Source organism: Coleofasciculus sp. LEGE 07092 (assembly GCF_015207375.1).
GTDB lineage: Bacteria > Cyanobacteriota > Cyanobacteriia > Cyanobacteriales > Coleofasciculaceae > LEGE-07092.
In genome coordinates, this window is sequence record NZ_JADEWY010000065.1 from 1 (window position 1) to 25,520 (window position 25,520).

Genomic DNA, 25,520 nt, shown 5'->3' on the forward strand with positions numbered 1-25,520 from the left:
CCCCCATCCTAAGATTCTCCCACAGCTACAATCGCGGCTTCTAAGGCGATCGCTATATGCGTCCAATGCGTTCCACCCTGACAAAATACAATATAAGGCTCTCGCAAAGGTCCATCTGCCGAAAACTCCGATGTACTGCCATCAATGAACGTCCCCCCAGCCATCACTAACTCACTCTCATACCCTGGCATTGCCGCAGGTACAGGATCGAGATAGGAACCAATGGGAGAATGCTGCTGAATCGCCCGACAAAATGCAATTAATTTTTCTGGCGAACCCAACTGAATTGCCTGAATCACATCCCGACGGGGTGCCATTGGTAGAGGATTGACGGGGTAGCCTAACTGCTCAAAAACATAAGCCGTTAAATGATTACCCTTCATCGCCTCTCCCACCATTTGCGGTGCGAGAAATAACCCTTGGAACAATAACCGATTCTGATCGAACGTCGCGCCACCCGAACTACCAATTCCCGGTGCAGTCAGGCGACAGGTTGCGGCTTCCACCCACTCAGCCGTTCCAGCCACATAACCGCCAGCGGTAACAATTGTGCCACCCAGGTTTTTAATTAAAGAACCGGCAATCAAGTCTGCACCAACGGCTGGGGGTTCTTTGTCTTCGATAAACTCACCGTAACAGTTATCGACAAAACAAATAGTATTGGGATTTTGCTCTTTAACCAGCCGGACAATTTTTTCAATATCAGCAATTGAGAAACTCGAACGCCAAGAGTAACCGCAGGAACGCTGAATTAAGACTACACGAGTACGATCGCTAATCGCTTTCCCCAACCCTTGCCAATCGATTTCTCCCTCTGCTGTAAGCTCTAACTGACGGTAATCAATACCAAACTCCATCAGCGAGCCTTGACCTCTACCCCGCAAGCCAATTACTTCTTCTAAAGTATCGTAAGGCGCACCCGCCACCGCTAGCATTTCGTCACCGGGACGCAATACCCCAAACAGACAACAAGCGATCGCATGAGTTCCCGAAACAAACTGCACTCGCACCGCCGCCGCTTCTGCACCCATGACATCAGCTAATACTTTATCAAGGGTTTGGCGTCCCAAATCATCATGACCGTAACCGCTAACCCCAGCAAAATGATGGGTACCGACACGATGATAGCGGAAGGCATTTAGCACTTTTTTGAGGTTGTGCTTAACTGTGGCGTCAATACCAGAAAAAATCGGTACTAATGCCTTCTCTGCGGCTTGCAGGTGTGGGTAACTATTCATTAAATATTTACGTCGTTTTCCGTCTTTTGCAAAAAACTAATGACTAATGACTAAAATTGCACATTTCCCTGAACCACTTGTTTGAGAGTTGTGAGGGATTCAAGATTAATCATTCCCCGGCGATATCCTTTTTGATTCGACATCCCCAAAAACACCGAATCTCCCCGTTTAGGATTGCGGGAAAATCGGGGGGAGGAATTAATATAAACGGAGGCACTATCGACCCCCAAGGCAAATTGGCGACTTTCCTGATAGGACTCTGTAACCAAACAGTCGGCATGACCACTACTGTAGTGATTGATCCGAGCGATCGCATCTTCAATACTATCGACTAATTTGAATGCCACCACTCTATCGAGATAAGGCTGACTCCACTCAGATTCGGCTGCCAGGGTTAGCTGTTCGGGAAACTTCGCCACTAACTCGGCATCAGCTTTTAACACAAAACCCTTTTCTTTGAGACTCTTGCACAAAATCAATAAGGAAGACGGTTTTAAAGAGCGGTGAATCAGAACCTTCTCAATTGCATTAACAGGGTCGGGTTCGCTGGCGTGGCTGTCTATAATCACCCACTTGACCATATCCAAATTACCTGATGCTGACCAGTACAGGTAGCAGTTACCCATTGCCGATTTCAAAATCGGTACTGTCGAGTGCTGCATGACTTGCTGCACCAGTGTCGGGCGTCCGTAGGGAATGACTAGATTCAGATATTGGTCTTTAGTGACTAAATCTCGAATCGAAGCGCCCTGTTCTGACGGAAAGAGTTCCAGGCATCCAGAAGGCAATCCGACTTCATCAAGGGCATCCTGCAAGGCTCGAGCAATCACTTGGTTGGATTGACTGGCTTCGCTACCACCTCTGAGAATTAGGGCATTGCCGGTTTTGATACAAAAACCCGCTGCGATCGCTGCTAACTCTGGAAATGCCTCGTAAATTAAGGCAATCACCCCTAGAGGCATAAGTTGCGAGTAGGTTTGAGAATGTTCAAGTTGATAGGAAGCATTCATCACCCGTCGAATCGGATCAGATAATTCCCCGAGTCGCTGCAAAACCCCAATCGCCACCTGGAGTCGCTCTGGGGTAAGCTTGAGCCAATCCAAAACCAGTTCTGGTACTGCCATTTCCCGACTGGCTTCCAGATCGAGAGTATTGGCTTCCAAAATATCATTAAAGGAATCTTGCAGCGCCTGAGCCATGGCTTGAACGCCGCGAGAACGGTCTGAGCCTTTTGTAGTGGCTAATGTCAGAGAAGCCCGATAAGCACGGACAAGGACATTAGTGGAGTGAGACGCAAGGCTATGGGCTTCTATGTCCATTGTTTACGAACGTCGATACGCGAGCCAAACCATCAAGGCTGGCAGAACTGCTAATGTTACTGCCAGCAATGCCCAAAGAATGATACTCGGACCGGCAGAAGAGCGCAGCGCTAGCGGCAGCCAGACAATCAACAGCACCAGTACAATCAAGAGCGCCACAGGCAAATAGCTCTCTCCAAGTCTGGTATGGGCTGGAACCCAGCGATACCCTGTCCAGCGCCAAGCTTTTTTGTAGGGATAAGTCGTGGAAAGTTGCTCAATCACGTGTCCGTTGTCTTCAACTACAAAGATTTGCTGACAGCGATTGCAGCCAAAGGCTTCCGTCAGCGTAATTGGTACTAACTGTCCCCGCCGCCGACAAGGGCAGGGATGCTCCGCTGTTAAGTCAATCTTCTGAGCTTTCTGAGATGGCACAAGCGCTATTCAAAATTTAGATATGTTGATGAACTTGCGGTAGAATTGCCTCCCTTTTGCAGGTAGCGACGTAGCCTGCGTCGGGATGTAAGTCTATTCAGCCTTATATGCAGGTCGTAAGATTTGCCAATCACGCTTGATGGTTTGAGGGTAAATGAGAACAGCATGCGCCGCATCCCAGCCAGTCTTTGGGCGTTAGATAAGGTACGCCCACCTTCCTAACTAATATTAGCGCTTTCCTTTCGCTTCACCAATCTCGATCTAACATTTGTTGATAATCCTCTGATACCCAATCTGCGTTGACTTCCTTTTTTTGGTGGAAGCTGGGGCTGATATCGTGACGGTGCAGAAGTTGGCGGGTCATGCGTCTACGGAGACGGCAGCATGGTAGAGCGATTTGCAACTTAACTTAATGAAGTACATTCTGACCTCCCTAACCTCCCTTATCAAGGGGGAAACTGTATCACACTGACTCAGAAAGGGGGGTCAATCGGTCTCTGTGCTGATTGGCTATCAGCAGGAGCTAATCGTCAATGCGATAGCGAATCAGGGGTCTGACGCTTTCAGGGGTTAGTCCTAACTCCTTAGCGATCGCGGCATCCACTTCGGTAAACTCAGTTACTGGGAATTCAAATTCCATTTCTTGCAGTGCCGAGTCAGCCGTCCTAACGGTTACTTCAGTCAATTCGCCTCGACGATCAATTTCTGCCTCAATGGATCGAATAGTCAACGAAGCAGAAAACTCAATTTGCTGTTTATAATCAGCTTGCAGTTGAGCTGTTGTTTTATAGGTATAACTTAAAACATGATGGTTTATCCAACCTGTACCCAACAAAAAAAACAATCCAATCAAGGGTAAGGGCAACCAAAATTCTAGTCCTAATCGAGATAAATTTTGAAGCCAGTGGGGTTTCTTCATAATAAGTTAAGATGATTTAGGGTAATTTTTATCAGCTAAAACTATCTTTTAATGATGATAAATTATTATATTTTTTATTAAAAATATAATTTAAATTCAGTTTAAGCATGAGAATTTTAATCGTAGAAGATGATGTCAAACAGTTAGAACCGTTATGCGCTGGACTCTCCAAATCAGGACATATCGTTGATGGCGTTGAAGAGGGGGAAACAGCCCAGTGGTTGATAACGGAAAGAGACTACGATTTGTTAATTTTAGACTGGATGCTGCCCAAAGTAAGCGGTCTAACTCTCTGTCAATAGTATCGACAAGCCGGAAAAACAGCTCCCGTGCTGTTCCTCACCGCTAAAGATGCAATTTTAGATAGAGTAGCTGGGTTAGATGTTGGTGCAGATGACTATCTGGTTAAACCCGTTAGTTTACTGGAATTGCTGGCAAGAGTGCGGGCATTGGGACGGCGCTCACCTATCTGGCAAGGTGATACCCTCAATCTTGCCGATCTCCAACTCCATCTCAACACCATGACGGTAGAGCGACAGGATGTTAAAGTGCAATTGTCTAATCGAGAATTTCAGTTACTGGAATATTTTCTACGCCATCCTCGACAAGTGTTGACCCGTGACCAAATCGAACACGCACTCTGGGAATGGAACCGCGAGCCGGACAGTAAAGCCATGGCTATGCTGGTACATAGACTGCGGCAGCGTCTACAGGTGCTTGACGCAGGAGATTGGTTGCAAACGGTGTATGGTGTGGGATACCAATTGATTGCTTCAGCTTCTAGTGAGTCTTAATCTCCAGAATGTTTAGTCGCTCTCGTCGTAACTTGGCTCGCTGGTTTACGCTCTCAATGGGCAGTATTCTGGTCATCTTTACCGGAATACTCTACTTTTTAGAAGCAAAAGACCAAATGTCGGCGTTTGACCAGGAACTTTACCAAACAAGCCGAATCATGGCTGCAGCGGTAGAAGATGAAATCTACCAAAATCGACGGCATATTACTCTAGAAGATGTCCCAGTCCTGGGTGGTGAAGCGTTGCCTGTTGAAAGTAAGCTGGTCTTTGCCCGTTGGTATACTCCTGAACGACAATTGCTTCAGTTTATTGGTCCCATTCCGCCAGAACAATTAGAGAATGCATCGGGATTTGAAACCATTCAAGCTAGGGAGTACCCTTCACTCAATCTTTCTGCCGATTTACAACTACGTCAATTAACGCTTCCTGTTTTCCAAGAGGGGCAATTAATCGGCTACCTTCAGGTTGCTACGTCTCTCGAACCTATTGAGACAACCTTATGGTCATTGAGGCTGTTTTCCATGATAGGTGTACCTACTGCCTTGGGTGCGATTAGTCTGGCGGGTTGGTTTCTGGGGGGAATTGCCATGCAGCCAATTCGTGAATCCTACGAGCGATTAAAGCGTTTTACAGCAGATGCTTCTCACGAACTGCGAGCACCAATAGCGGCAATTCTCAATAATGCTCAGTTTGGATTACTCGAACCCATTGATCATCACGAACAGCACATTCGCCTAGAAAATGTGGTTGAGATTGCTGAATCGATGGGAACACTAGTGAGTCAGTTGTTATTTTTGGCTAGAGGTGAAGGGCAGATAGCGCCGGAAGCCCTACAACTTATTGATTTGGTTAGCTTACTCCAAAAGTTGGCAGAAAAATATACCCACCAGGCGCAGACAAAAAATTTAACCTTCACCTGTGAATTACCAGAACAGCCTGTACTCCTGAAAATGAATCCTGATTTGATAGTTCAAGCAGTGAGTAACCTCCTGAGTAATGCCTGCCGCTACACGCCATCTGGAGGTAGCGTTCAATTGCAAGCCTTTCCTCAGTCCCATTGGATGATTATCCAAGTGAAAGATAGCGGGATTGGAATTCCAGAAACAGATTTACCCCATATCTTTGAGCGATTTTATCGAGTTGATAACGTGCGATCGCGCGAAACTGGGGGCTTTGGGCTAGGATTAGCGATCGCCAAGCAAATTGCCCAGGCACATGGAGGACAGATGACAGCCACCAGCAACCCAGGGCAGGGTTCAACGTTTCAAATCAAGCTGCCCTTGGCTTGATACCTTCATGTTACTTTTATCCGTCAATCTGAAATAAAGCACAACTTGAGAAACCCAGATTAGAGGATATCAGGAAATGAAATCAGGCACTAAAATCGGTTTAACGCTAACTGCCATCGCTGCGTTGGCAATCCCAATTTCCGTAGAGGCACAAACTAAAATTGGCGAGTTGTTCAATACTCGTACCGTCACTATTTCGGGTGAAGTAACCAGCATCTTTGACGATGAATTTATCCTTGACGACGGCACAGGACAAATCATTGTTGAAGCAGAATCTCGCCCTTTGCGGCAAGCGAACCTTGCTTCAGGAGAGAAAGTCACAGTGACTGGAAACTACGACGATGATGAGTTTGAAGCTGTGAGTATCACCCGCGCTAACGGTGAAAATATCCCCATTTACGATGACTAATTTTGGCATCGTTGAATTGCAGCAGAAGCGGCACATTGGCTTAAATCGGAAGTACTGCCGCTTTCTGCGGATGCTATCCGTTGAATGAACTATACCGTTTAACGAGTCTAACGCTGATTTATCAATTATGTAGGGCTTGCTGCACAAAGCGGAAATTCTTAGCCATCAGTACTTTAAGCAGCCTTGACAGTTGCTTTTGTACTCCTTAATTTGGTAAGATTCGTCAAAACCCTTGTACTTCCACCAGGGCAAATGTACTGAAAATCTGTTGTAGGGGCGGGTTTATAAATATTTAGGCTTTTCCACCCAAATATTTATAAATCCGCTCTTACTGTATTCCATCAATCCGCTTTCTAAGCGGGTAACGCGATTCGAACGCGCGACATTCACCTTGGCAAGGTGACGCTCTACCACTGAGCTATACCCGCATTTTTTTTACCTTTCTCCAGCTTGTCAGAATAATCGCAATTTGTCAACTTTTTTTAGCTGTTCGGGGGAGTTCAAATTGTAGGGTGCCTTACTAACGCACCATTTATAGCAGTAGACACATCGCTTAGGACAAACAAACCCTGGTAGAGACGTTGAATGCAACGTCTCTACTAAATCATGGATGTCCTAACCGACGAGAGCGGTTGCTATATTTTTGGTGGGTTACGGCTGATGCCTAACCCACCCTACACTCTCAACGAAGCTCAATCCACTCCTTCAATGGGCGCAAATCCCTGACGCTGAATATTCTCTGTCACCACACGGGGTTCCAAAAATTGCAGCAAATAATCCGGTCCTCCCGCCTTGGAACCCACACCAGAAAGGTTAAACCCACCAAAAGGTTGCCGTGCCACGATCGCTCCTGTAATCGTGCGGTTAATATACAAGTTACCCACTTCAAACTCAGTAGTCGCTTCGTCAATGTGGGAAGGGGTACGGGAATACAACCCACCAGTAAGGGCGTATTTGGTACTATTGGCAACCTTCAGCGCCTCCTGAAAATCCTTCACCCGAATTACGGCAACCACTGGACCAAAGATTTCCTCTTGGGCAATCTTGGCATCGGGTGACACATTAGTAAAGATAGTAGGACTAATGAAATAGCCTGTCTCCGGTGCTGGCATCTCCACAGCAATGTCTGCTTCTTGCCGTCCTTTTTCGATATAATCCCGAATGCGATCGCGTGCCGTAGCATCAATAACAGGACCTACCTTCGTACTGGGGTCTTCTGCTGCACCAATATTAAGTGATCGCGTAGCTGCCGCCAAACGCCCCACAAAGGTATCGTAAACCGACTCCAGCACAATCACTCGCGAACAAGCCGAACACTTCTGACCGCTGTACCCAAATGCTGACTGTACCACACCCGCCACTGCCTGATCTAAATCAGCACTCTCATCGATAATCATCCCGTTCTTCCCGCCCATCTCAGCAATCACCCGCTTCAGGTGCATTTGCCCAGGTTGTAATATCGCCGCATCAGCATAAATACGGCAACCCACTTCCTGAGAACCCGTGAAAGCGATTAAGTGAACATCAGGATGCTTCACCATGTATGCCCCCACCAGGGAACCCTTGCCAGGAACGTACTGAAACACGCCCTTCGGTATCCCAGCCTCGACTAAAATTTCTGCCAGTTTCGCGGCAATGACTGAAGAGACTTCAGCAGGTTTGAGCAACGTACAATTCCCCGCCACAAGTGCTGCAACTGCCATTCCTGTAGCAATCGCCAAGGGAAAGTTCCAGGGAGAAATAACAACAGCAACACCTCTCGGTTTGTAGATATAGCGGTTATTTTCTCCAGCAATATCGTAGTTATACCCTTGGTCGAGCCGTTCCATTTCCGAAGCATAGTAGCGGCAGAAGTCAATCGCTTCCGATACTTCTGCATCCGCTTCCCGCACCGCTTTCCCGACTTCTAAGCACATCCAAGCCGATAGTTCGGCACGGCGTTCTTCCATCAAATCTGCCGCTTTGCGCAGGATACCCGCCCGTTCCCGGACTGGAGTCCGCCGCCAACTAGGGAATGCCGCTTTTGCTGCTTGCAGCGCTTGGTCAGCTTGTTCGATAGAAATCAGACCAATTTTACCGATAATCTCACTAGGATTAGAAGGATTAACGGAATTTACTGTTTCCTGAGTATTTTGATAGTCCCCATTAATAAGAGGTAAATAGGTTTTACCGAGCTGTTGGCGAACGGTTTCAAACGCTTTCTTTGCTTCCTGCCTAGCTTCTACCTGGGCATAGTCTGTATCCGCCGCATTCGGAAATGAGGAATAGGGAATTTCCGGCTCCCGGGCTCCCGGGCTCCCCGGCTCCTCGGCTCCCGGGCTCCCGGGCTCCCCTGCCACAACTGGGGGGGCAATTAATTCCTCAATCGGTCGATCTTCTAAACTTTGCCGTAGGAAAGAACTATTTGCAGTATTTTCTAACAAACGCCGAATTAGGTAAGCCATTCCTGGCAGCAGTTCCCCATAAGGGGCATAGACGCGCACCCTATGTCCTCGCTGAACTAATGCCTTTGCCAAGGGGTCGCCCATGCCATAGAGGACTTGCATCTCGAAGTGGCGGCGGGGAATATTGAGGTGTTCGGCAACGGTAATGGCTTTGGCTTGCGATCGCACATTATGAGAGCCTATTGCTGCATACAGACACTCATGATTTTCGAGCAAAAGCTGGGTCATTTGCTCGAAATTGGCATCGGTTGCGGCTTTATCGTTGTAGACGGGTTGATGCCAATGGTTTTGGACGGCTTTAATGGTTTCTTGATCCCAATATGCCCCTTTCACCAGTCGCACGGTGAGGGGATAGCCGCGCTGTTTTGCCCAGGTAATTAAATCTCGTAAGTCTTGCTGACTGTCGCGCAGATAGGCTTGCAGCGTCATACCGACATCGGTACGGGAACGAAATTCTTCTTCCATCAGCAGTTCTTTGAGGATAGAGAGGGTCATGTCTTTGTAGACATACTGCTCCATATCAAAATGAACGGCTGCCCCTAGTTCTTTGGCACGGCGCAGGAGGGTGCGAATGCGATCGCAAACCTGTTCTTTGCTACCTTTGGGGTCGAGGGGGTCAAACTGGGAATAAAATGCGGTTAGCTTGACAGATACTTGAACCTGTGAAATTGATTCTCCATCTGCTTGATCAATTTGTCCTACCGTTGACCAATTCTTGGCTTCTTGGGTAAGCTGTCCCATCAAATCTAGATAACTGTCCAGATAAGATTGCGCCTCAGCTTCGGTAATGACGGCTTCTCCCAACAAATCGATGGTGAAAGCCATCTTATCTTTCCGCAGCCGCTCTATCGTCTTAATAACCTGCTTGATAGTTTCCCCAGCTATGTATTTATGAGCCAGGGTTTCAACGGCACTGGATACAGTCGTTGCCGCCAACTGTCCTGGCATTGAGTCGGGGTTGGCAAAGTTCAGCAGCGTTTTCAGTGCAGCCGGGAGTTCTACTGACTCATCTCCCAGGTATTCCTGTAAGTGACGAGCAACTTCAGTTTTGCTGCGTAAGGCGGGGAGGGTGTCAATGAAGCGGAATAGCTGCACCCGTAAACCGGGGTTGCTCATTGCCCAAGCCAATAACCTATCATCCCAGCGCATTTGGTCGCGCATTTGGGCAAAGAAGGAACGCTTTTTATCCTGGGTGGCGTCTAGAAGTTGTTTGGCAATTTCGGTCGTTTTGGCTTCGTAGATGCTTTGGGAAACTTGTACAACCACGGCTGATAGACTCCTAATTCTGGGCAGTGGCAATAGATTGCAGACTTATAATTATAAGCTCTTGTCTGCCTAACTATCCCATCCCACCTCCCCCTATCGTTTACCGTTTAGGGTTATTCCCCCCCCACGGTTGCAGATGCGCTAGGCTATATGGCTTAATGATTGTAAGACAATTGGCTGATGCCAGTCAGAGTGTCATTTTGTACAATTAGGTTAGATCTCAACTTGCTCGACTATGTCAAAAACATTGAGCGTGCATCCTAGGTATATCCAGGAGGTTGAACGGGTTTGGAAGTATAAAAGCAACGAACGAGAGCCAGACTTACCTGAAAAGTTAGGTCGTTCTCTACCTATTGTAATTGATAATCTCTTCCTGAAAGGTCAACCCGTTAACCGCCACAATTTCTTACAAATCTGCCAAATATTGGGACTCGACTGGCAAGAAGTCGCTGGCTTGGAGGTAGGAGACGCTCAATCTACTTCCTTGTCTGCATTAATAAATTCTTGCACAACTCAAGCAAACTCAAGTCCAGATAATAGCTTAAATACTGTTGATGACGCATTAAACGATTTGGTGCGCACGCTCTGTGAAATGTTAGGTCGCCTGACTCGAAGAGCAGGAGATTTGCTGCGAGCCGATCGCACCAGTATTTTCTTATTGGATCGAAGCAAAAAAGAAGCGGGTTCGCTGATTGCTGAAGATGGGCAAGGTGGCTCTCTGATGATCGACATTCCGATGAATCGCGGAATTGTCGGTTTAGCTGCCATGTCCTCAAAAGTCGTCAACATTCCCTTCGATGTCTATGATGACCCCCGCTCCGAACAAGCGAAGAAAACCGATCAAAGAACGGGGTATCGCACGTATACGATTTTGGCGTGGCCCCTGTTAAACAACCAACAAGAGGTTGTTGCGGTCGTGCAGTTTATTAACAAGTTAAATCTAAATTACGATCCTAAAGACGACTTATTTAAACGAATTAATACAAAAGGGTTTGCACCAGAGGACGAAGTTGTATTTGCTAAATTTGCCCCTTCAATTTTGGGAATTTTAGGTAAATGTCAGCTATGTTATCAACTTGCCCAGAAACTGAAAGATAACCAAGAAATTACCCGAGGGGGTGTCGCCCTTACAGAAACAGAGCTGATTACAGAACTCAGACAGCGTGAACAGCAACTGCTACAAAACCTTAGCAAGTGGTAGCTCCAATCAAGACGAGAAACCCCAAGGGTGAGAGATCGCTAGGGTAAGCATCACTGCATAGGTTAGCTTTACTGACACAACTTGAGAGAAGCTGCCTGGATATAACCTGTCAGAGGTTCGGAAATCGGCACCCAACCATTTGCGCCGCGATTGACAATTGTGACCAAATCTCCATTCTCTACAGACCCCAGAACTGCGCTATCAATGGATGGGCTTTCGCGAACAGCCAAACCGCCAATAGCACTTACTCGACGGCAGTTTGCAGAGGTTGGCGGTGGAGTGGGTTGTGCGGAGCGATCGCATAATTTGAGATAATCCCCCGATACATAACCTTCTTGAGGCGAAGAAATCGGCACCCACCCATTTGTACCACGATTGACAATCGTGACGCGCTGCCCATCGGCTAACAGTCCGATAATAGGACTAGTCAATGAAGCCCTTTGTCGAACGCGAAGCCCCCCCAAGGCTGACACTTGACGACAGTTATCCGTTGGGGTTGGGGTTTTGGTAGGAGGTACGGGTTGTTCACACAAAGCCAGAAAAGCCCCATAGACATACCCTTTTTGGGGAGATGCAATGGGAACCCAGCCACCAGTACCGCGATTTTCAATAGTGACTAGAGTATTATCAGCCAATGAGCCAACAACTCGTCCATTTGGCGTGGCGCGGACGTTCAAATTTATACCGTTCGTAGAAACACGGCGGCAATTGTCTGAAGCTTGTGCCCGTTGCAATTCATCGGAGTTTTGGGATAGGGTTTGTTCTGAAACAGAAGGCTGCGAGTTTTGAGTTACTGCGGTATTAGTAGCAGTAGCAGTAGTGGGAAACGTTGCCACAGCGAAGGAAAAAGATGCTGTTAAGGCTACGGGCATTCTCCAACCCCTTATCGTTTTCATGGAAATAACTCCTCTCACACCAAAGTAGACGGATTTATTTTCCCAAAAAAAGGCTCCACTTACGCTTCAACATCTGAAGTGTTACTCTTCACCCCAGCACCCCAGCTCTAGCCTTGTGGTGGAAAGAAAAGTACTGGATGCCAACTGCGACGCATTAACTCACTAGCAAAGCTGCCTACGGGCCACTCAAGAATGCTTCCCATATGATTTGAGGAAATTGCGATCGCGCTAATGTCAAAGACTGTAGCCGCATCCAAAAGCTCTATGTAAGGATTGCCCTCCCGTACCTCTGTATGAACTTGCAAGTCAAGCTCTTCCAACTCAGCTTTGATCTCTTCTAGCTTTTCTTGTGCGGTTTGGAGCTGTTGCTTCTTCAGGACTGGTCTGCGTCCTCCTTCTTCGATGACCCACATGAGCATACACTGTTGAAGTGAGTCATCTGGTCGCTTTTGGGCATACTCTTTAACTTTTTGCACCAGATAATCAGCCGCTTTACTGCCGTCGTAGGGAATCAGCAAATATCGAAATAGGTGTCGGCTGCGTAGATCGAGTTCTTCACAAGTGTAAGTCGAAACAAGTTGTGGTCGCAGGATGAGCAGAGGTCTGGCACACCCTCTCGCTAATCCGGCTGTTGTACTTCCAAAGAGCTTTTCTTGCAAGAAGCTCCGGCTTTGCATTCCCGTTAGGATAACTTCACTCTTGTAGTTCTGCGCGACTTTTGGAATAGTGTCGAGGGGGCGTCCTGAAGGAACTTCGACGTGAACCTCAATACCCTCCGGTATGTTTTTCAAGCCGGAGCGCAAGCGATCGCTTGCTTTTAATATTCCTTCCTCGTCAATTCGGGGAATTTCTCCCTCAGTCCACAACGGTACGGTATGCAAAAAAACGATCTGCTTGATGCCGCTAGCCGCCAAACTAGGTACAAATTCTACAAATCGATACAAACCGTCAGCAAAATCGGTGCAGATTAGGCAACGCTGAAACATAGATTAGGGAGGATGGCTTTTCTCTAACACTACCATTTCAATCCCCCTTATTACTTCCTTCGCAGGTTTTATTCAATTACAGGTAAAGCTTTCAAATGATTCAATATCAAGGCATTGACTTCGGTTGATTGGACTCTTGACCTAAAAATTCCTGAAACTCCACAAAATATTCTGAGTCCAACTTACTCAACTACTTAATATCATTTTCCCAGAGTTGACGCCCCAGCATCCCCAGCTCTTTTCCTCCTTGGAACCTAGCAAGAGACGGAGGTCGCCCACTACAAGTTAGGGCTATGACAACTGAGTTAGACCTCAAACTGAGGATTTGCACCCAGTCCCCATTCATGCTTCAGGAACTCTTTGTACATCGTTTCCCGCATGATCATTTGCTCGTAGAGCTTGACCAAGAAGTCCTGCGCCTGCTCCCGGCTCATTTTCTGAACCTGAGTTTCAAAGGAGCGAATGCTGAACTGTTGCTCTATAGAAAGCTCAATCGGTGTAGACATGACTTTACTCCTAGATGAGTAGATTAGAGTAACAGAAGTCCTCGTTGTCGGGGGACTGGGCATCGCTGAACGAATCAGCTACCTTTTCCTGTTATTACGAATCGTAACAACTATTTGACAAAATGACCATACTCCCAAATGAGTAGTTCTGTTAAACCGAAAGATAGAAAACCCTCCTTGAAAGTTTCCTAACTTAGGATTGAGGCTGTTGTATCAGTTTGATACCAAAGCAAACTGTCCAATACGAACAATTACCTGAGTGTATTTACTAGACATCAGCAAAATTTATCAGTGTAAATACGGTAATGATTTCTGCAATTAGCAAAACTTGAATATCTGTAAAGCTTAATAACACAGCCTTTCAAGCTTATTCTCCCTCCTGTGAGGTAATTTTTCTTTTAAATTATTTGGTTACAAATGCTACCAATATCTTGCTTTCACCACTTAGAGAGAGAACCGTTAACACGTTCAAGCAATTTCTGCGACACCTGATAAGTAACTCTGTCAGCAGAGACTAGCTTAGTTGTAGATGTTCTTGGCAAAGACCCCGACTCTAAAGCTACCAAAAAATTTTCCCTCAAGCTAACTCCTAATTCTGGCTTTCATCAAGATTTCACAAAAGTCTCACCGTTTATGAAGAGTTCGATAAGACACGCCTAGCCTATAGACAAAAAACTGTTAAATCAGATACAAATGAGATAGGACAAAAAGTTGGAGACAGATTAAATAGTTCCATAAAAACCGCCTTGCTTTTCCTGTAACTCTTAAAGCGGTTACTAAAGTTTTTTCAACAAAGACAATTTCCAGTTAGTCACTCAGAGCAGTTGGAATTTCCATCCAACTGCTTTTTTCTTAAAATTATCTCCCCCATCCTCCCCATCTCCAGTCCCTCCGTTAAAATGGGGCTATGTCCAAATCCACTCCTATCCCCAACCCCGCTCCCACTGCCGACGCTTCATGGGCAGCACCACCGCTATTGATCCTCATTGACGGTCATTCTCTAGCCTTTCGGTCATATTTTGCCTTCGCCAAAGGGCGCGATGGGGGACTGCGAACCACAACTGGCACTCCCACAAGTGTTTGCTTTGGCTTTCTCAAGTCGTTGTTGGAGATTATGAGTTCAGAACAACCCCAGTCGATAGCGGTTGCCTTTGACTTGGGCTTGCCTACGTTTCGCCACGAAGCCGACGATACTTACAAAGCCGACCGACCGGATACACCAGAAGACTTCATTCCTGACTTAAAGAATCTTCAGGAGTTGCTGCAAGCCTTTAATCTGCCAGTTTTGACCTCTCCCGGTTATGAGGCGGATGATGTGTTGGCGACGTTAGCCAAACAAGGGAGTGAAAAGGGTTATCAGGTCAAGATTTTAACAGGCGATCGCGATTTATTTCAGCTAGTAGATCCGGAAAAACAAATCAGCGTTCTTTACTTTAGCAAAGATTTTTTGAAAGGGGGTCGTTCTAATCCACCTACAGAAATCGGCACCGAACAAGTTAAAGAAAAACTCGGCATTACACCCGAACAGGTTGTAGATTACAAAGCCCTCTGCGGCGATAAATCAGATAATATCCCCGGAGTTAATGGAATTGGAGACAAAACGGCTGTTAGTTTGCTGAATGAGTACGGCTCCCTTGAGGGAATTTATGCGTCGTTAGACCAGGTAAAAGGTGCTGTAAAAAAAAGACTGGAAGCGGGAAAAGAAGCCGCAGAACATTCCCGTTATCTTGCCCAATTAAAATATGATGCTCCAGTGGAGTTCACCCTAGAAGACGCCAGACTGGAGGGATTTGATACATCTGTACTGAAACCTCTATTAGAAAAATTAGAATTTCAGTCTTTTTTGGGCAAAATTGACCAACTCCAGCAGAGTTTTGGGGGTAAAACTGTTGAAGAACCCTCAACGCCCCTATCCTCAGAATCTGTAGAAACTAAACCTATTGCACTGGAAGATAATGACCTCTGGTTTTGGTCTGCTGAGGAAACCGAAGCCTATCAGGAACAGATATCACCACCAGCCGAGATGCAACTGTGCATCATCAATACACCTGAAAAACTGACTGAATTGGTGAAGCAACTGCAAGAGTGTACTAATCCTGACATACCTGTTGCTTGGGACACGGAAACCAGCGATTTAGAACCACGGGATGCTCAATTAGTAGGAATAGGTTGCTCTTTTGCATCTCCTAACCCTCCCATGGTAAAAGGGGGAACGGAGGAGAAAGAGAACGGTGAAAGTCAGTCTTCAGAGGTTCAAGTTGCCTACATTCCCATCAATCACACGGACGGGGGCAATTTAGATAAAGATACGGTTCTAGATGCATTACGTCCAATTTTAGAAAGCGATCGCTATCCCAAAGCGTTACAAAATGTAAAATTTGACCGCTTGGTGCTGCGCTGTCAGGGCATTCAGCTAAAGGGTGTGGTTTTCGACACGATGCTGGCAAGTTATGTTCTAAATCCCGATAATAGCCACAACCTCAACGACCTTGCCGAGCGCTACTTACAAGGAATTAAGCCGAAAAGTTACAAGGATTTGAATATTCCCAAGGGAAAAACCATTGCTGATTTGGGTGTTCAAACTGTAGCAGACTACTGCGGACTGGATGCCTATGCTACGTTTCAATTGGTTCCCAAACTGAGGCAAGAATTAGAGAAAGTTCCTAAATTGCACGAGCTTTTACTCAATGTGGAACAACCCTTAGAACCCGTTCTAGCTGAGATGGAATATAGGGGTATTCGTATTGATACAGATTATCTTAAAGAACTCTCGGTATCCTTAGAAAACCAATTAGAGACAATTGAACAAGATGCTTATCAGATAGCTGGGGAACAGTTTAATTTAGGTTCTCCCAAGCAATTGAGTGAGTTGCTCTCTAAAACACTGGGTTCATTATTTCACAAGAAGTCTCGTAAAACTAAGACAGGCTATTCGACTGACCACGCTACCTTAGAAAAGCTACAAGGCGACCATCCAGTTATCGATAAAATTCTAGACTACCGCACTTTATCAAAGTTGAAGTCCACCTATGTGGATGCCTTACCCGCGTTAGTACGCCCCGATACACAGCGAGTGCATACAGATTTCAACCAAACGATAACCAGTACAGGGCGTCTGTCGTCGTCTAATCCTAATTTACAGAATATCCCCATTCGTACTGCATTTAGTCGGCAAATTCGCAAAGCATTTTTGCCTGAATCGGGTTGGTTATTGGTGAGTGCTGACTATTCCCAAATCGAGTTACGCATCTTAGCGGATCTGAGTAAAGAACCGATACTCATTGAAACGTATCAGAATAATGAGGACGTTCACGCGGTAACGGCAAAGTTGCTATTTGAAAAGGAAGAAGTGACGCCAGATGAACGTCGTTTAGGTAAAACGATTAACTTTGGTGTAATTTACGGAATGGGGGCGCAACGGTTTGCGCGGGAGGCTGGGGTAAGTGCAACGGAGGGGAAGATATTTATTGAGCGGTTTAACCAGCGTTATTCTAAGGTTTTTGAATATTTAGAGACGAAGAAGCAGGAAGCGATCGCACAAGGTTACGTTGAGACTATTTTAAAACGCCGCCGCTATTTCAACTTCAACAGCAGCAGACTTCGTAGCTACAAAGGAAAAAACCCCCAGGATATTTACCTTGATAAACTTAAAGGGCTAGATCAATACGATGCGGCTTTGCTACGTGCAGCAGCGAATGCACCCATTCAAGGTTCAAGCGCAGATATTATCAAAATTGCAATGGTGAACGTGCAGAAACTATTGCAGGGCTATCAGGCACGGCTGCTATTGCAAGTTCATGATGAATTAGTGTTTGAAGTTCCCCCACAGGAGTGGGAAGAATTGCAGCCGCAAATTCGGGAGACGATGGAATCGGCAGTTGAGCTGAGTGTTCCCCTCGTGGTTGATGTGAATGCTGGAGATAATTGGATGGAAACGAAGTAGAGACATTGTATGTGTCTCGTTACAATCCATCAGATTCCTTTATTTACCTCCAATTCAGCCGCCAAACCACAATGGTCAGACGGATACAACCTCGGATCATGGGGTGCAGGGGAGTCGAGAATCCGTTGGCAATCCCGTACACGCAGGTGCTGATTGACGAAAATATAGTCTCGCGTGTCGCGTTTGGGTTGCAACCTACCGTAGGTTCGCAAGTCTCGTAGGGTGTAGTGTAGCATTCGCCGCCAACCGCGCCACAGGGGTGTAGGGTAAGTATAGTCTGGCTCGTACCCATGGTGGGCAGCGTAGGCTGAGGTAAATTGTTCCCGCATTCGGCAAATTGCCAGATCCTCAGGGGTGCCATTAAAATCACCCACTGCCACCACTGGCATTTCTGGAGGGAGTTCGCCCAGCCAATTCAGTAGTAATTTGATCTGCTTGTCTCGTTCGGGACTCGAACCAACCGACCAGTAGTAATGCCCATTGCAAAAAACCAGTGGCTGACCCTCTATTTCAACTTGCACGTACTGCGCGAATCGTCCCTGACTTTGCAAATCTAGTTTAGTCTGCTGCACGAAGGGATAGCGGCTGAGAATGGCTGCTCCGTATTTTGGATTCTTTTGAGGATCTGATTTTTGGTAGGGCACTAAATAGATATGAGGTATATTGAGCTGTTGGGCGAGCCAAGCGCTAGTATCTTCCGGTAACTTGACCTCCTGTAGTCCAATCAGATCTGCTTGTTGTGCCTTCAGCCCCGCTGCTATGAGTTCACGCCGCTCTTCCCATCGATCCATTTCATACAAAATATTAATCGTGACAACTTTGACCACGTTTGGATGTACTCCTTCTTTGTCAACAAAAGATGATATTATTTTTCACTTTAGATAGGGCGATCGCAAAATGTTATCAGAAAATTGAATGGAGCAACAAGTCAGATAATCTCCTTGAGTAACAGCTTAGAACAGCGTTAATGCTAGATGTTTATGCCTTTAGATCGCCGTCAGTCACACTAACTGTTGTCCGAAATCACCATTTCTTTGTGAAGTCGGGTGAGGAAAATCTATTGGATCATTTTCTATCATTTCGGAGTCCTTGAGAAAAAGTCGGTACTATCTATTAGGAGTGCCTACCATGAAAGCAAGACACATTTGGTTTGCGACTATTACCATTTTCGATATCGCCATCTTATTTACCGCCCCCTTCCTCATTCAACTTTTTTCTCAACTGCCCTAACCCTGGCTGCCTTCTGGAGATAAACAAAACAGTCATTATTCCCTGAGTAAAGAGGTGTTCCCAACTATCTTGGAGGTGTTTATGCGGAACTTAAAAATTGAAAGTTAAAAATTGAATGATGCATCCTCCCAAAGAAGTAGCTTCTGTAAGTCCTTGGCTGTATTGGTCTCTTTTCCCCATCCATCGGGTCTTTCTGAATCTTTACTTCGGTCAAATTGTAATTGAAGGGCAGGAAAATTTACCCGATACTGGACCTGTGGTTCTTGCTCCCAAGCACTTCAGTCGTTGGGACCCTGTGGTTCTTGTCTCACTTAGCAAGGAGCCCTTGCGATTTCTGACCAATGCCAATCAGTTTGAGGGGTTTCAAGGCTGGTTGATTAAAAGACTGGGAGCCTTTCCCGTCGATTTGAGCCATCCTAAAGTTTCTAGTCTGCGTGGTGCTATCGAACTGTTGCAAGCAGGAAAAAAACTCGTCCTCTTCCCCGAAGGGGGAATTGTGCGCGACCAACCCCTAAGACCTCTCAAGACGGGTTTAGCGCGTTTGGTGCTGCAAGCTGAATCTTTGGCACAAGAGCCTTTACAAATTCCCATTGTTCCCGTTGTAATGCGCTACGAACCCGGTCCTTATGCGGGAGCAACGGTATTCATCACCATCGGTTCGCCACTTTACACTGAGGAGTACCGTCAGAAAAACGATAAAGACACGGCTCAGGCACTCACACAGGCTTTACAAGGGGCGATACTTAAGGGGTTGCAGCCCTTTAACATTAAAAAACATTAAATTTATTAAATCAATCATAAGTTTTGCGGCAAACCGGATAGCAATCTGAAAAATATCTAAAACTATCGAAGTGTTGCTTCAAGATCGTTAGAGTGGTAAGTGACTCTAGATTTTTCGAGAGTCAACTGACCCACCGCCCAGTCCTCCGGACTCACGAGTCGGTACTCAGGGTTTATTGAATTTGATTGGCAATTGGTGCTATGGCTGAATCAGTCCTTCATCGGCAAGTTGTTACGCCCAACAAAGATCTGTCCCAATCCCAAGAGCGCATCCGCCGCTTAGTCTGGAAGATAGCGATCGCAACCCTGCTTTTAATGGCAGTTGGCAGTGCGACGCGGGTGATGAATGCGGGGTTGGCTTGTCCTGACTGGCCCCTGTGCTATGGGCAATGGGTGCCAAGCCAGCAGATGAACCTGCAAGTGTTTTTGGAGTGGTTTCACCGACTTGATGCTGCCTTGATTGGGATCAGTGCGATCGCTTTGGTGGGTTTGTCTTGGTGGGAGCGGCAGGCTTTACCGAAGTGGCTGCCTTGGGCGTCATTGTTTGCCTTGGGTCTAATTGTGTTTCAAGGGGTTTTGGGTGGACTAACCGTTACCGAACTCCTGCGGTTTGACATCGTTACAGCTCACTTGGGAACTGCCTTGCTATTTTTCTGTACTCTACTTGTCATTGGTACGGCACTCGTTCCTTACAAAGGTACGGGAGCGGTTGGTAAGTTACCTTGGATAGGTTTGACTGCGGCAATTTTGGTTTACCTACAAAGTCTCCTCGGCGGCTTGGTGGCATCCCGTTGGGCATTGCATCAGTGCTTTGGAGCCTCTCAACTTTGCTCAGTCATGAACAGCCACATTGCGGGTGTGGTTCCCGCAACACTGGCAACCCTGCTAGTCGGGTGGATGGCGTGGCGAACCCCTGCCTTGCATCCAGCACTGCGACAGTTGGCGAATTTTGCCATGGGATTGGTCATTTTACAGATAATCTTGGGTGTAGCAACCTTCTGGTTACACCTGCAAGTTGAACCCCTAACCGTTGCCCATCAAGCGATAGGAGCCGCTTTACTGGGAGCATTGGTCGTTTTTACAGTTTTATCGTTGCGCGATCGCGCTGCCTTCCCTATGGCTGAAAACTGTAGTTCAGATCACTCTACTACCCGAATTCATCATTCATAATTCCCATGGATTTTGGATTGAAATTTTGGGGCATTAGTCTTTAGCATGAGTAGTGTTTAGGAGTATCCCCCCGCAACGGTAACTAGTGCTACTGAACGATTGCATCGTGCGTGTTGTTAAAAAAAAAGGAATTGGTGAATTAATGATTGGGACAACTGCATCCCGTCAACATGAAAACTTTCTGCAAGTTGTTCAAAGCTATTATCAGCTAACAAAGCCTAGAATTATTCCCCTGCTGCTAATTACCACAGCCGCAGGGATGTGGATGGCATCTGATGGGCGAGTCGATCCGGTATTGCTATTAGTCACCTTAGTTGGTGGTACTCTAGCCGCCGCTGCCGCCCAAGTGTTGAACTGCATTTACGATCGCGACATAGACTATGAGATGCTGCGCACGCGCCACCGTCCCATCCCGTCCGGTCGGGTGCAGCCTCGCGACGCTTTTTTGTTTGCACTTGCCTTGGCTGTTATTTCCTTCACCCTCTTGGCGGTATTTGCTAACGTATTAGCTGCTCTGTTGGCAATGTCTGGGATCGTTTTCTACATGGGTGTCTATACCCATTTACTAAAACGTCATACCTCCCAAAATATTGTGATTGGCGGTGCTGCTGGTGCAATTCCAGCCCTCGTGGGGTGGGCAGCCGTTACGGGTGAATTAAGTTGGGCGGCTTGGTTGTTGTTTGGGATTGTCTTCCTATGGACGCCTCCTCATTTTTGGGCATTAGCTTTAATGATTCGGGATGACTATGCCAAAGTGGGTATTCCCATGTTGCCCGTGGTAGTAGGTGAAGAGTCTACTACCCGTCAAATCTGGTTTTATTCCCTGTTAGTCGTACCTGCGTCGTTGTTGCTCGTTTATCCCTTAGGCGCTTCTGGTATTCTTTACGGTGCGATCGCTATACTTTTGGGCAGTATTTTTCTGCAAAAAGCGTGGCAGCTATTGCACAACCCAACGGATTACCAACTTGCCCGAGGGATGTTCAAATACTCGATCCTCTACATGATGCTTTTGTGTACTGGCATTGTGGTCGATAGCCTACCTATAACCCAGCAATTTACGACTGCTGTGACAGATAACTTGCAGACCCTAGTTAGTGCCATACCGCTCCTGCAAGAAATCATGCATTGATACGTTATCAAAGAGCGATCGCACAACTCTGTACAAAAAAACCCGCTAGTTTACGTCCTAGCAGGGGAACAGAGGAAAGATGCATCAGGGATTATTTTCCCCCTAGAGACTAGTTTGAACGCCTCATGTTTATGATCGCGTTGGCGCAAATGTATAACTTTGCGGTATTCAACAAAAAGAATAAGGCGATATCCCTGATATAGCAACTGCCAAGACGGTTAGGACATATATGAATTTAGTAGAGACGTTCCGCCGGAACGTCTCTACCAGAGTTTGTCCTAAGATATGTGTCTACTGCTATATCTGACAACTCAAAATCGCCTATCTTTCCCGATACCACTCCTACCCTACCGTATACAGAAATGGTAGATGCACCCTGGTTAATAACCCTCGGCTCCTGGAGTTGAGGGTTTTTTGTTTAGGACTGATGCAACTGGCTAGTACTCTAAGGCAGCAGTTTTTGACTACTTCAAGAGAGACAAGGGGGATTTTACCGGGTCACTTATTTCTGCTCGCCTGGTCTAGGCTATTTGCTAGATATAGATATGGTATTCTCTAATTCAGAGAAACCTCGACAAGAGGAGACGCTCATTCTATGATATGAGTGAAAAAGTTTTTGACGGACGTTCGGCGAAGCTCAGTCGAGCCGCTGAAAGCGGGGGCGAAAACCCCAGGGAGCCGTCAAAACCCTTAAACTTTCCTACCCATGAATCCCGGCAACGGGATTGAAACTTTCGCTACTGCTAGGCAATAAGCGATCGCTTTAGTATGGGTAGCGACCAAGATGGTCGCACTACAAGGATTTCGCAATTATTGACAATAACCTTTAAATGACAAACAGCTTATTACCGTTTTAAAACTTGAGCGATCGCATTCTCTAATTCCCCCTTACTCAAATCGGTAATAATAAAGACTTCTTGAAAAGTTTTTCCTGCCCGAGCGATGAGCTTAAATCCGCCGCGAATCGGCACGGATACTTTGAGTTCCATCTTGGGGCGATGGCTTTTGGCACGTCCAATGACCGCAGGTGTAATGGTTTGAATGCCACTGTAGCGAGTGAGGCGTTCCAGAACTGGAATCAAACCCGGAAGGTGGGTAGAGTGATTCCAAACCAATCTGCCGCCATTGGAATTTTTCATTTATTTATGCTGCCTCCAGGGGAGCCATGGTTAAGCCAGCACGACTTAACTGCTGATGGTAAAGTTCTGCCTGTTCTTGAGGACCTACCCAGACAATGGCTTGACCTTCATTGTGAACTTGATTGGTGAGTTCCCAGGCAGAATCGGTTGTCATTCCCGGAATGTACTTTACCAAGCAATCGTGAACGTGCTGGAACGTGTTTACATCGTCGTTTAGAACAATCACCTTATACTTAGGATAAGGGCTGCGTGTAACTTGACTCGATTTTTCAGGAGCTTGAATTGGTGCGGCAGATGTTGCTGACAGAGCTGCTGAAACTACCACAGTCATGGTGCTGTTCCCAAAATTCTTCAAAAAAAATTCAACAACCGGCATTCCTTTTAGTTTACAGTATCCCTGGTTAGTACCTCGGTACCCTGTATTGATCAAATGCGATCGCCAACTCGTCCTCCGTTAAGAGTCAAAGGGTATCCCTATCCCAATGCGGAGGTGCGATCGCCCTTATCCGCTTAAAGTTAAGCTTGTGAGTAGTCTCGCTATCGAAACAAGCGAACGGGAGATCTTTCTACCCATTCATCCCGATAAATCCCCCATTCTCCTCAGAGGTGTATGTGTTTTCAGGTCGTCCCAAAACCAGTTCTCGCCAAAGAAAAATTGTTAACGTTGTTCTCCGACACGGTTGGAGTTATATGCGAGGACTTCTCCTCGGCGGGAAAGCGGAAGAACCTTCACTGCCCCCCCCTAGAGTACTGTGCAATATTTTAGTAGACCTAGGTCCTGTATACGTGAAGCTCGGACAACTGCTCAGTACGCGACCCGATTTATTACCCCCAACTTATATTGAAGCCTTAACCTCCCTACAAGCTGAAGTCCCCCCTGTCGCTTGGGAAGCAGTAGAAACCGTTATTCGCAAGCAGTTACCACAACCCCTAGCAGAAATCTTTGCCATCATTCATCACCAACCTGTTGCCGCCGGCTCGATTGCCCAAACCCATCGTGCCACGCTAGTTGATGGGCGTGAAGTCGCTGTCAAAATTCAACGACCTGGTATTGATAAAGTGGTTGAGCAAGATATCAGGTTACTTCGCGGCTTGGCACGATTGGTCAATCGCACTCAAATGGGACAATACTACAATCTCATCGCTATCGTTGAGGAATTCGCAAGTGCGCTGCGGGCGGAACTCAATTTTACCCAAGAAGCTAGTTACACAGATCTCCTCCGGCGAAATCTCTCCAAAAGTTTCTGGTTCGATCCTCAACAACTGGTGTTACCTGAAATTTACTGGGATTTAACCAGTGACAAGTTACTCGTTATGGAGTGGCTGAGTGGAGTTCCCCTTTTATTAGCTGATTTTAAAGGAATAAATTCAGGTGGCGATGGCACTGCCGAACGGCGAGCGATTGCTGATTTACTACTCAGAGCTTATTTTCAACAATTTTATATTGATGGTGTATTTCATGCCGACCCTCACCCCGGAAATTTGTTTTATCTCGAGTCAGGGCGTATTGCTCTGATTGATTTCGGATTGATGGGTCGTTTAGATCCCCGCACGCAACAGATTTTAATCGAGTTAATTTTAGCGATCGCCAACTTAGATAGCAAGCGCTGTAGCCAACTAACCTTAGATCTCGCCGATTCTACTGAATTGGTGAATCTCGCTTATTTGCAAAATGATTTTGACCGATTGCTGCGACGTTATTACAACTTCAACCTATCCGAAATTAACTTTAGTCAATTAATCTACCAAATCTTACAAATTGCTCGGAAACACCAAATTCGCCTACCCAGCAATATGGGCTTGTATGCCAAAACCCTCGCTAATCTAGAAGGAGTAACTCGCCAACTCAATCCTGATTTCAACTTAATCGAGCAAATTAAACCCCTAATGGCAGATTTGTTTCGGCAACGATTAGTCGGACACGCACCCCTGCAAGACCTTTTAAGGACAGCCCTAGATATCAAAACTCTATCTTTAGATGCGCCTCGCCAAGTAGAAATGTTATTAGATCGAGTAACATCTGAAACATTGCAATGGAACGTAGCACTGCGAGGGCTTGAACCCTTTCGCCGCAGTCTTCATAGTGTCGGAAATCGACTCACCTTTGGAATTGTGACAGCCGCTATTCTCATCGGTGCTGCCATGATTTTTTCCCAAGCACCCAGTAATCCAGTTTTCTTTTGGGTGAGTGGTATTCTTTTTGTGGTTGCTAGTTTAATCGGCTTATGGTTAATTGTTAGTATGATTAGAAGCGGGCGAGTTAAGTAATTAGCTGATTTATCCCTCATCCCCCAGGTGAAGAGGTGCGAGTTTCCGGTTCCCTCTCCTGTGGGAGAGGGCTAGGGTGAGGGCGAATTAAAGTATTATCTTCGGCAAGATAGCCCTCACCCCCCCAACCCCCCTCTCCCGCAGGAGAGGGGGGTGATGAGGAGATAGAGGTAGAGGTAG

The 25,520-nt window shown here is 46.5% G+C and carries 20 protein-coding genes, 1 tRNA gene and 1 pseudogene; 10 read left to right on the forward strand and 12 right to left on the reverse strand.

Translation table 11 applies throughout. The annotated features are described in order from the left end of the window. Positions 1–8 precede the first annotated feature (8 nt). The 4 genes from IQ257_RS16315 to IQ257_RS16330 all read right to left on the reverse strand — a co-directional run bounded on the left by IQ257_RS16315 (position 9) and on the right by IQ257_RS16330 (position 3,890). Positions 9–1,238: an aminotransferase class I/II-fold pyridoxal phosphate-dependent enzyme gene (locus IQ257_RS16315; RefSeq protein WP_193876589.1), complete on the reverse strand. Its 1,230-nt coding sequence runs from the start codon at positions 1,236–1,238 to the stop codon at positions 9–11. A gap of 50 nt (positions 1,239–1,288) precedes the next feature. Further along, a complete protein-coding gene (locus tag IQ257_RS16320; RefSeq protein ID WP_193876591.1) occupies positions 1,289–2,557 on the reverse strand; it encodes a glutamate-5-semialdehyde dehydrogenase in 1,269 nt (422 codons plus the stop codon). A 3-nt stretch (positions 2,558–2,560) separates the two neighbouring features. Then, complete coding sequence (locus IQ257_RS16325; RefSeq protein ID WP_193876594.1) at positions 2,561–2,971, reverse strand: hypothetical protein; 411 nt, start codon at positions 2,969–2,971, stop codon at positions 2,561–2,563. A 523-nt stretch (positions 2,972–3,494) separates the two neighbouring features. Continuing rightward, the gene (locus IQ257_RS16330) at positions 3,495–3,890 is read right to left on the reverse strand and encodes a hypothetical protein (protein ID WP_193876596.1); all 396 of its coding nucleotides are present in this window, start codon (positions 3,888–3,890) and stop codon (positions 3,495–3,497) included. Positions 3,891–3,997: 107 nt separating this feature from the next. Between IQ257_RS16330 and IQ257_RS16335 the strand changes: the two are divergent. The 3 genes and pseudogenes from IQ257_RS16335 (at position 3,998) to IQ257_RS16345 (ending at position 6,382) form a co-directional block, all read left to right on the forward strand. After that, a pseudogene (locus tag IQ257_RS16335) lies at positions 3,998–4,684 on the forward strand (response regulator transcription factor). Positions 4,685–4,692: 8 nt separating this feature from the next. Beyond that, on the forward strand, positions 4,693–5,973 hold the full coding sequence (locus IQ257_RS16340) for a sensor histidine kinase (protein WP_193876598.1): 1,281 nt from the start codon (positions 4,693–4,695) through the stop codon (positions 5,971–5,973). Between the two features lie 76 nt (positions 5,974–6,049). Beyond that, positions 6,050–6,382, forward strand: a complete 333-nt coding sequence (locus tag IQ257_RS16345) for a NirD/YgiW/YdeI family stress tolerance protein (RefSeq protein WP_193876600.1) — start codon at positions 6,050–6,052, stop codon at positions 6,380–6,382. Between the two features lie 356 nt (positions 6,383–6,738). On the opposite strand, the gene IQ257_RS16350 is transcribed toward IQ257_RS16345, so the two are convergent. After that, positions 6,739–6,810 (reverse strand) — tRNA-Gly (locus IQ257_RS16350). Positions 6,811–7,074: 264 nt separating this feature from the next. Then, complete coding sequence (gene pruA, locus IQ257_RS16355) at positions 7,075–10,092, reverse strand: L-glutamate gamma-semialdehyde dehydrogenase (protein ID WP_193876602.1); 3,018 nt, start codon at positions 10,090–10,092, stop codon at positions 7,075–7,077. 235 nt (positions 10,093–10,327) lie between these two features. Here pruA and IQ257_RS16360 point away from each other — a divergent pair, with 235 nt between their 5' ends. After that, entirely contained in the window at positions 10,328–11,293 is a 966-nt protein-coding gene (locus tag IQ257_RS16360) for a GAF domain-containing protein (protein ID WP_193876604.1), read from the forward strand. A 68-nt stretch (positions 11,294–11,361) separates the two neighbouring features. On the opposite strand, the gene IQ257_RS16365 is transcribed toward IQ257_RS16360, so the two are convergent. The 3 genes from IQ257_RS16365 to IQ257_RS16375 form a co-directional block, all read right to left on the reverse strand. Beyond that, positions 11,362–12,189, reverse strand: coding sequence for an SH3 domain-containing protein (locus IQ257_RS16365; RefSeq protein WP_193876607.1), 828 nt, complete (start codon positions 12,187–12,189; stop codon positions 11,362–11,364). A 107-nt stretch (positions 12,190–12,296) separates the two neighbouring features. Then, positions 12,297–13,175 (reverse strand): universal stress protein, encoded by an 879-nt coding sequence (locus IQ257_RS16370; protein WP_193876609.1) that lies wholly within the window; start codon positions 13,173–13,175, stop codon positions 12,297–12,299. A gap of 305 nt (positions 13,176–13,480) precedes the next feature. Continuing rightward, entirely contained in the window at positions 13,481–13,681 is a 201-nt protein-coding gene (locus tag IQ257_RS16375; protein WP_193876611.1) for an NblA/ycf18 family protein, read from the reverse strand. Positions 13,682–14,588: 907 nt separating this feature from the next. On the opposite strand from IQ257_RS16375, the gene polA reads away from it, so the two are divergent. Then, positions 14,589–17,624 carry a DNA polymerase I gene (gene polA / locus IQ257_RS16380; protein ID WP_193876613.1) on the forward strand — a complete coding sequence of 1,012 codons (3,036 nt, stop codon included), beginning with the start codon at positions 14,589–14,591 and terminating at the stop codon, positions 17,622–17,624. 29 nt (positions 17,625–17,653) lie between these two features. Here polA and IQ257_RS16385 read toward each other — a convergent pair whose 3' ends face one another. Further along, on the reverse strand, positions 17,654–18,451 hold the full coding sequence (locus tag IQ257_RS16385; protein ID WP_322744367.1) for an endonuclease/exonuclease/phosphatase family protein: 798 nt from the start codon (positions 18,449–18,451) through the stop codon (positions 17,654–17,656). A 518-nt stretch (positions 18,452–18,969) separates the two neighbouring features. Between IQ257_RS16385 and IQ257_RS16390 the strand changes: the two genes are divergently transcribed. The 4 genes from IQ257_RS16390 (at position 18,970) to IQ257_RS30805 (ending at position 22,662) form a co-directional block, all read left to right on the forward strand. After that, positions 18,970–19,635: a lysophospholipid acyltransferase family protein gene (locus IQ257_RS16390; RefSeq protein ID WP_228060770.1), complete on the forward strand. Its 666-nt coding sequence runs from the start codon at positions 18,970–18,972 to the stop codon at positions 19,633–19,635. Between the two features lie 200 nt (positions 19,636–19,835). Beyond that, entirely contained in the window at positions 19,836–20,804 is a 969-nt protein-coding gene (locus tag IQ257_RS16395; protein ID WP_193876615.1) for a COX15/CtaA family protein, read from the forward strand. Positions 20,805–20,946: 142 nt separating this feature from the next. After that, on the forward strand, positions 20,947–21,933 hold the full coding sequence (locus tag IQ257_RS16400) for a heme o synthase (RefSeq protein ID WP_193876627.1): 987 nt from the start codon (positions 20,947–20,949) through the stop codon (positions 21,931–21,933). A 600-nt stretch (positions 21,934–22,533) separates the two neighbouring features. Continuing rightward, positions 22,534–22,662 (forward strand): hypothetical protein, encoded by a 129-nt coding sequence (locus IQ257_RS30805; protein ID WP_265584517.1) that lies wholly within the window; start codon positions 22,534–22,536, stop codon positions 22,660–22,662. Positions 22,663–22,778: 116 nt separating this feature from the next. Here IQ257_RS30805 and IQ257_RS16405 read toward each other — a convergent pair whose 3' ends face one another. Beyond that, the gene (locus IQ257_RS16405; RefSeq protein WP_193876617.1) at positions 22,779–23,072 is read right to left on the reverse strand and encodes a DUF2103 domain-containing protein; all 294 of its coding nucleotides are present in this window, start codon (positions 23,070–23,072) and stop codon (positions 22,779–22,781) included. Between the two features lie 4 nt (positions 23,073–23,076). After that, entirely contained in the window at positions 23,077–23,403 is a 327-nt protein-coding gene (clpS, locus tag IQ257_RS16410) for an ATP-dependent Clp protease adapter ClpS (RefSeq protein WP_193876619.1), read from the reverse strand. Between the two features lie 281 nt (positions 23,404–23,684). Between clpS and IQ257_RS16415 the strand changes: the two genes are divergently transcribed. Then, positions 23,685–25,340 carry an ABC1 kinase family protein gene (locus tag IQ257_RS16415; protein WP_193876621.1) on the forward strand — a complete coding sequence of 552 codons (1,656 nt, stop codon included), beginning with the start codon at positions 23,685–23,687 and terminating at the stop codon, positions 25,338–25,340. Positions 25,341–25,520: the final 180 nt, after the last annotated feature.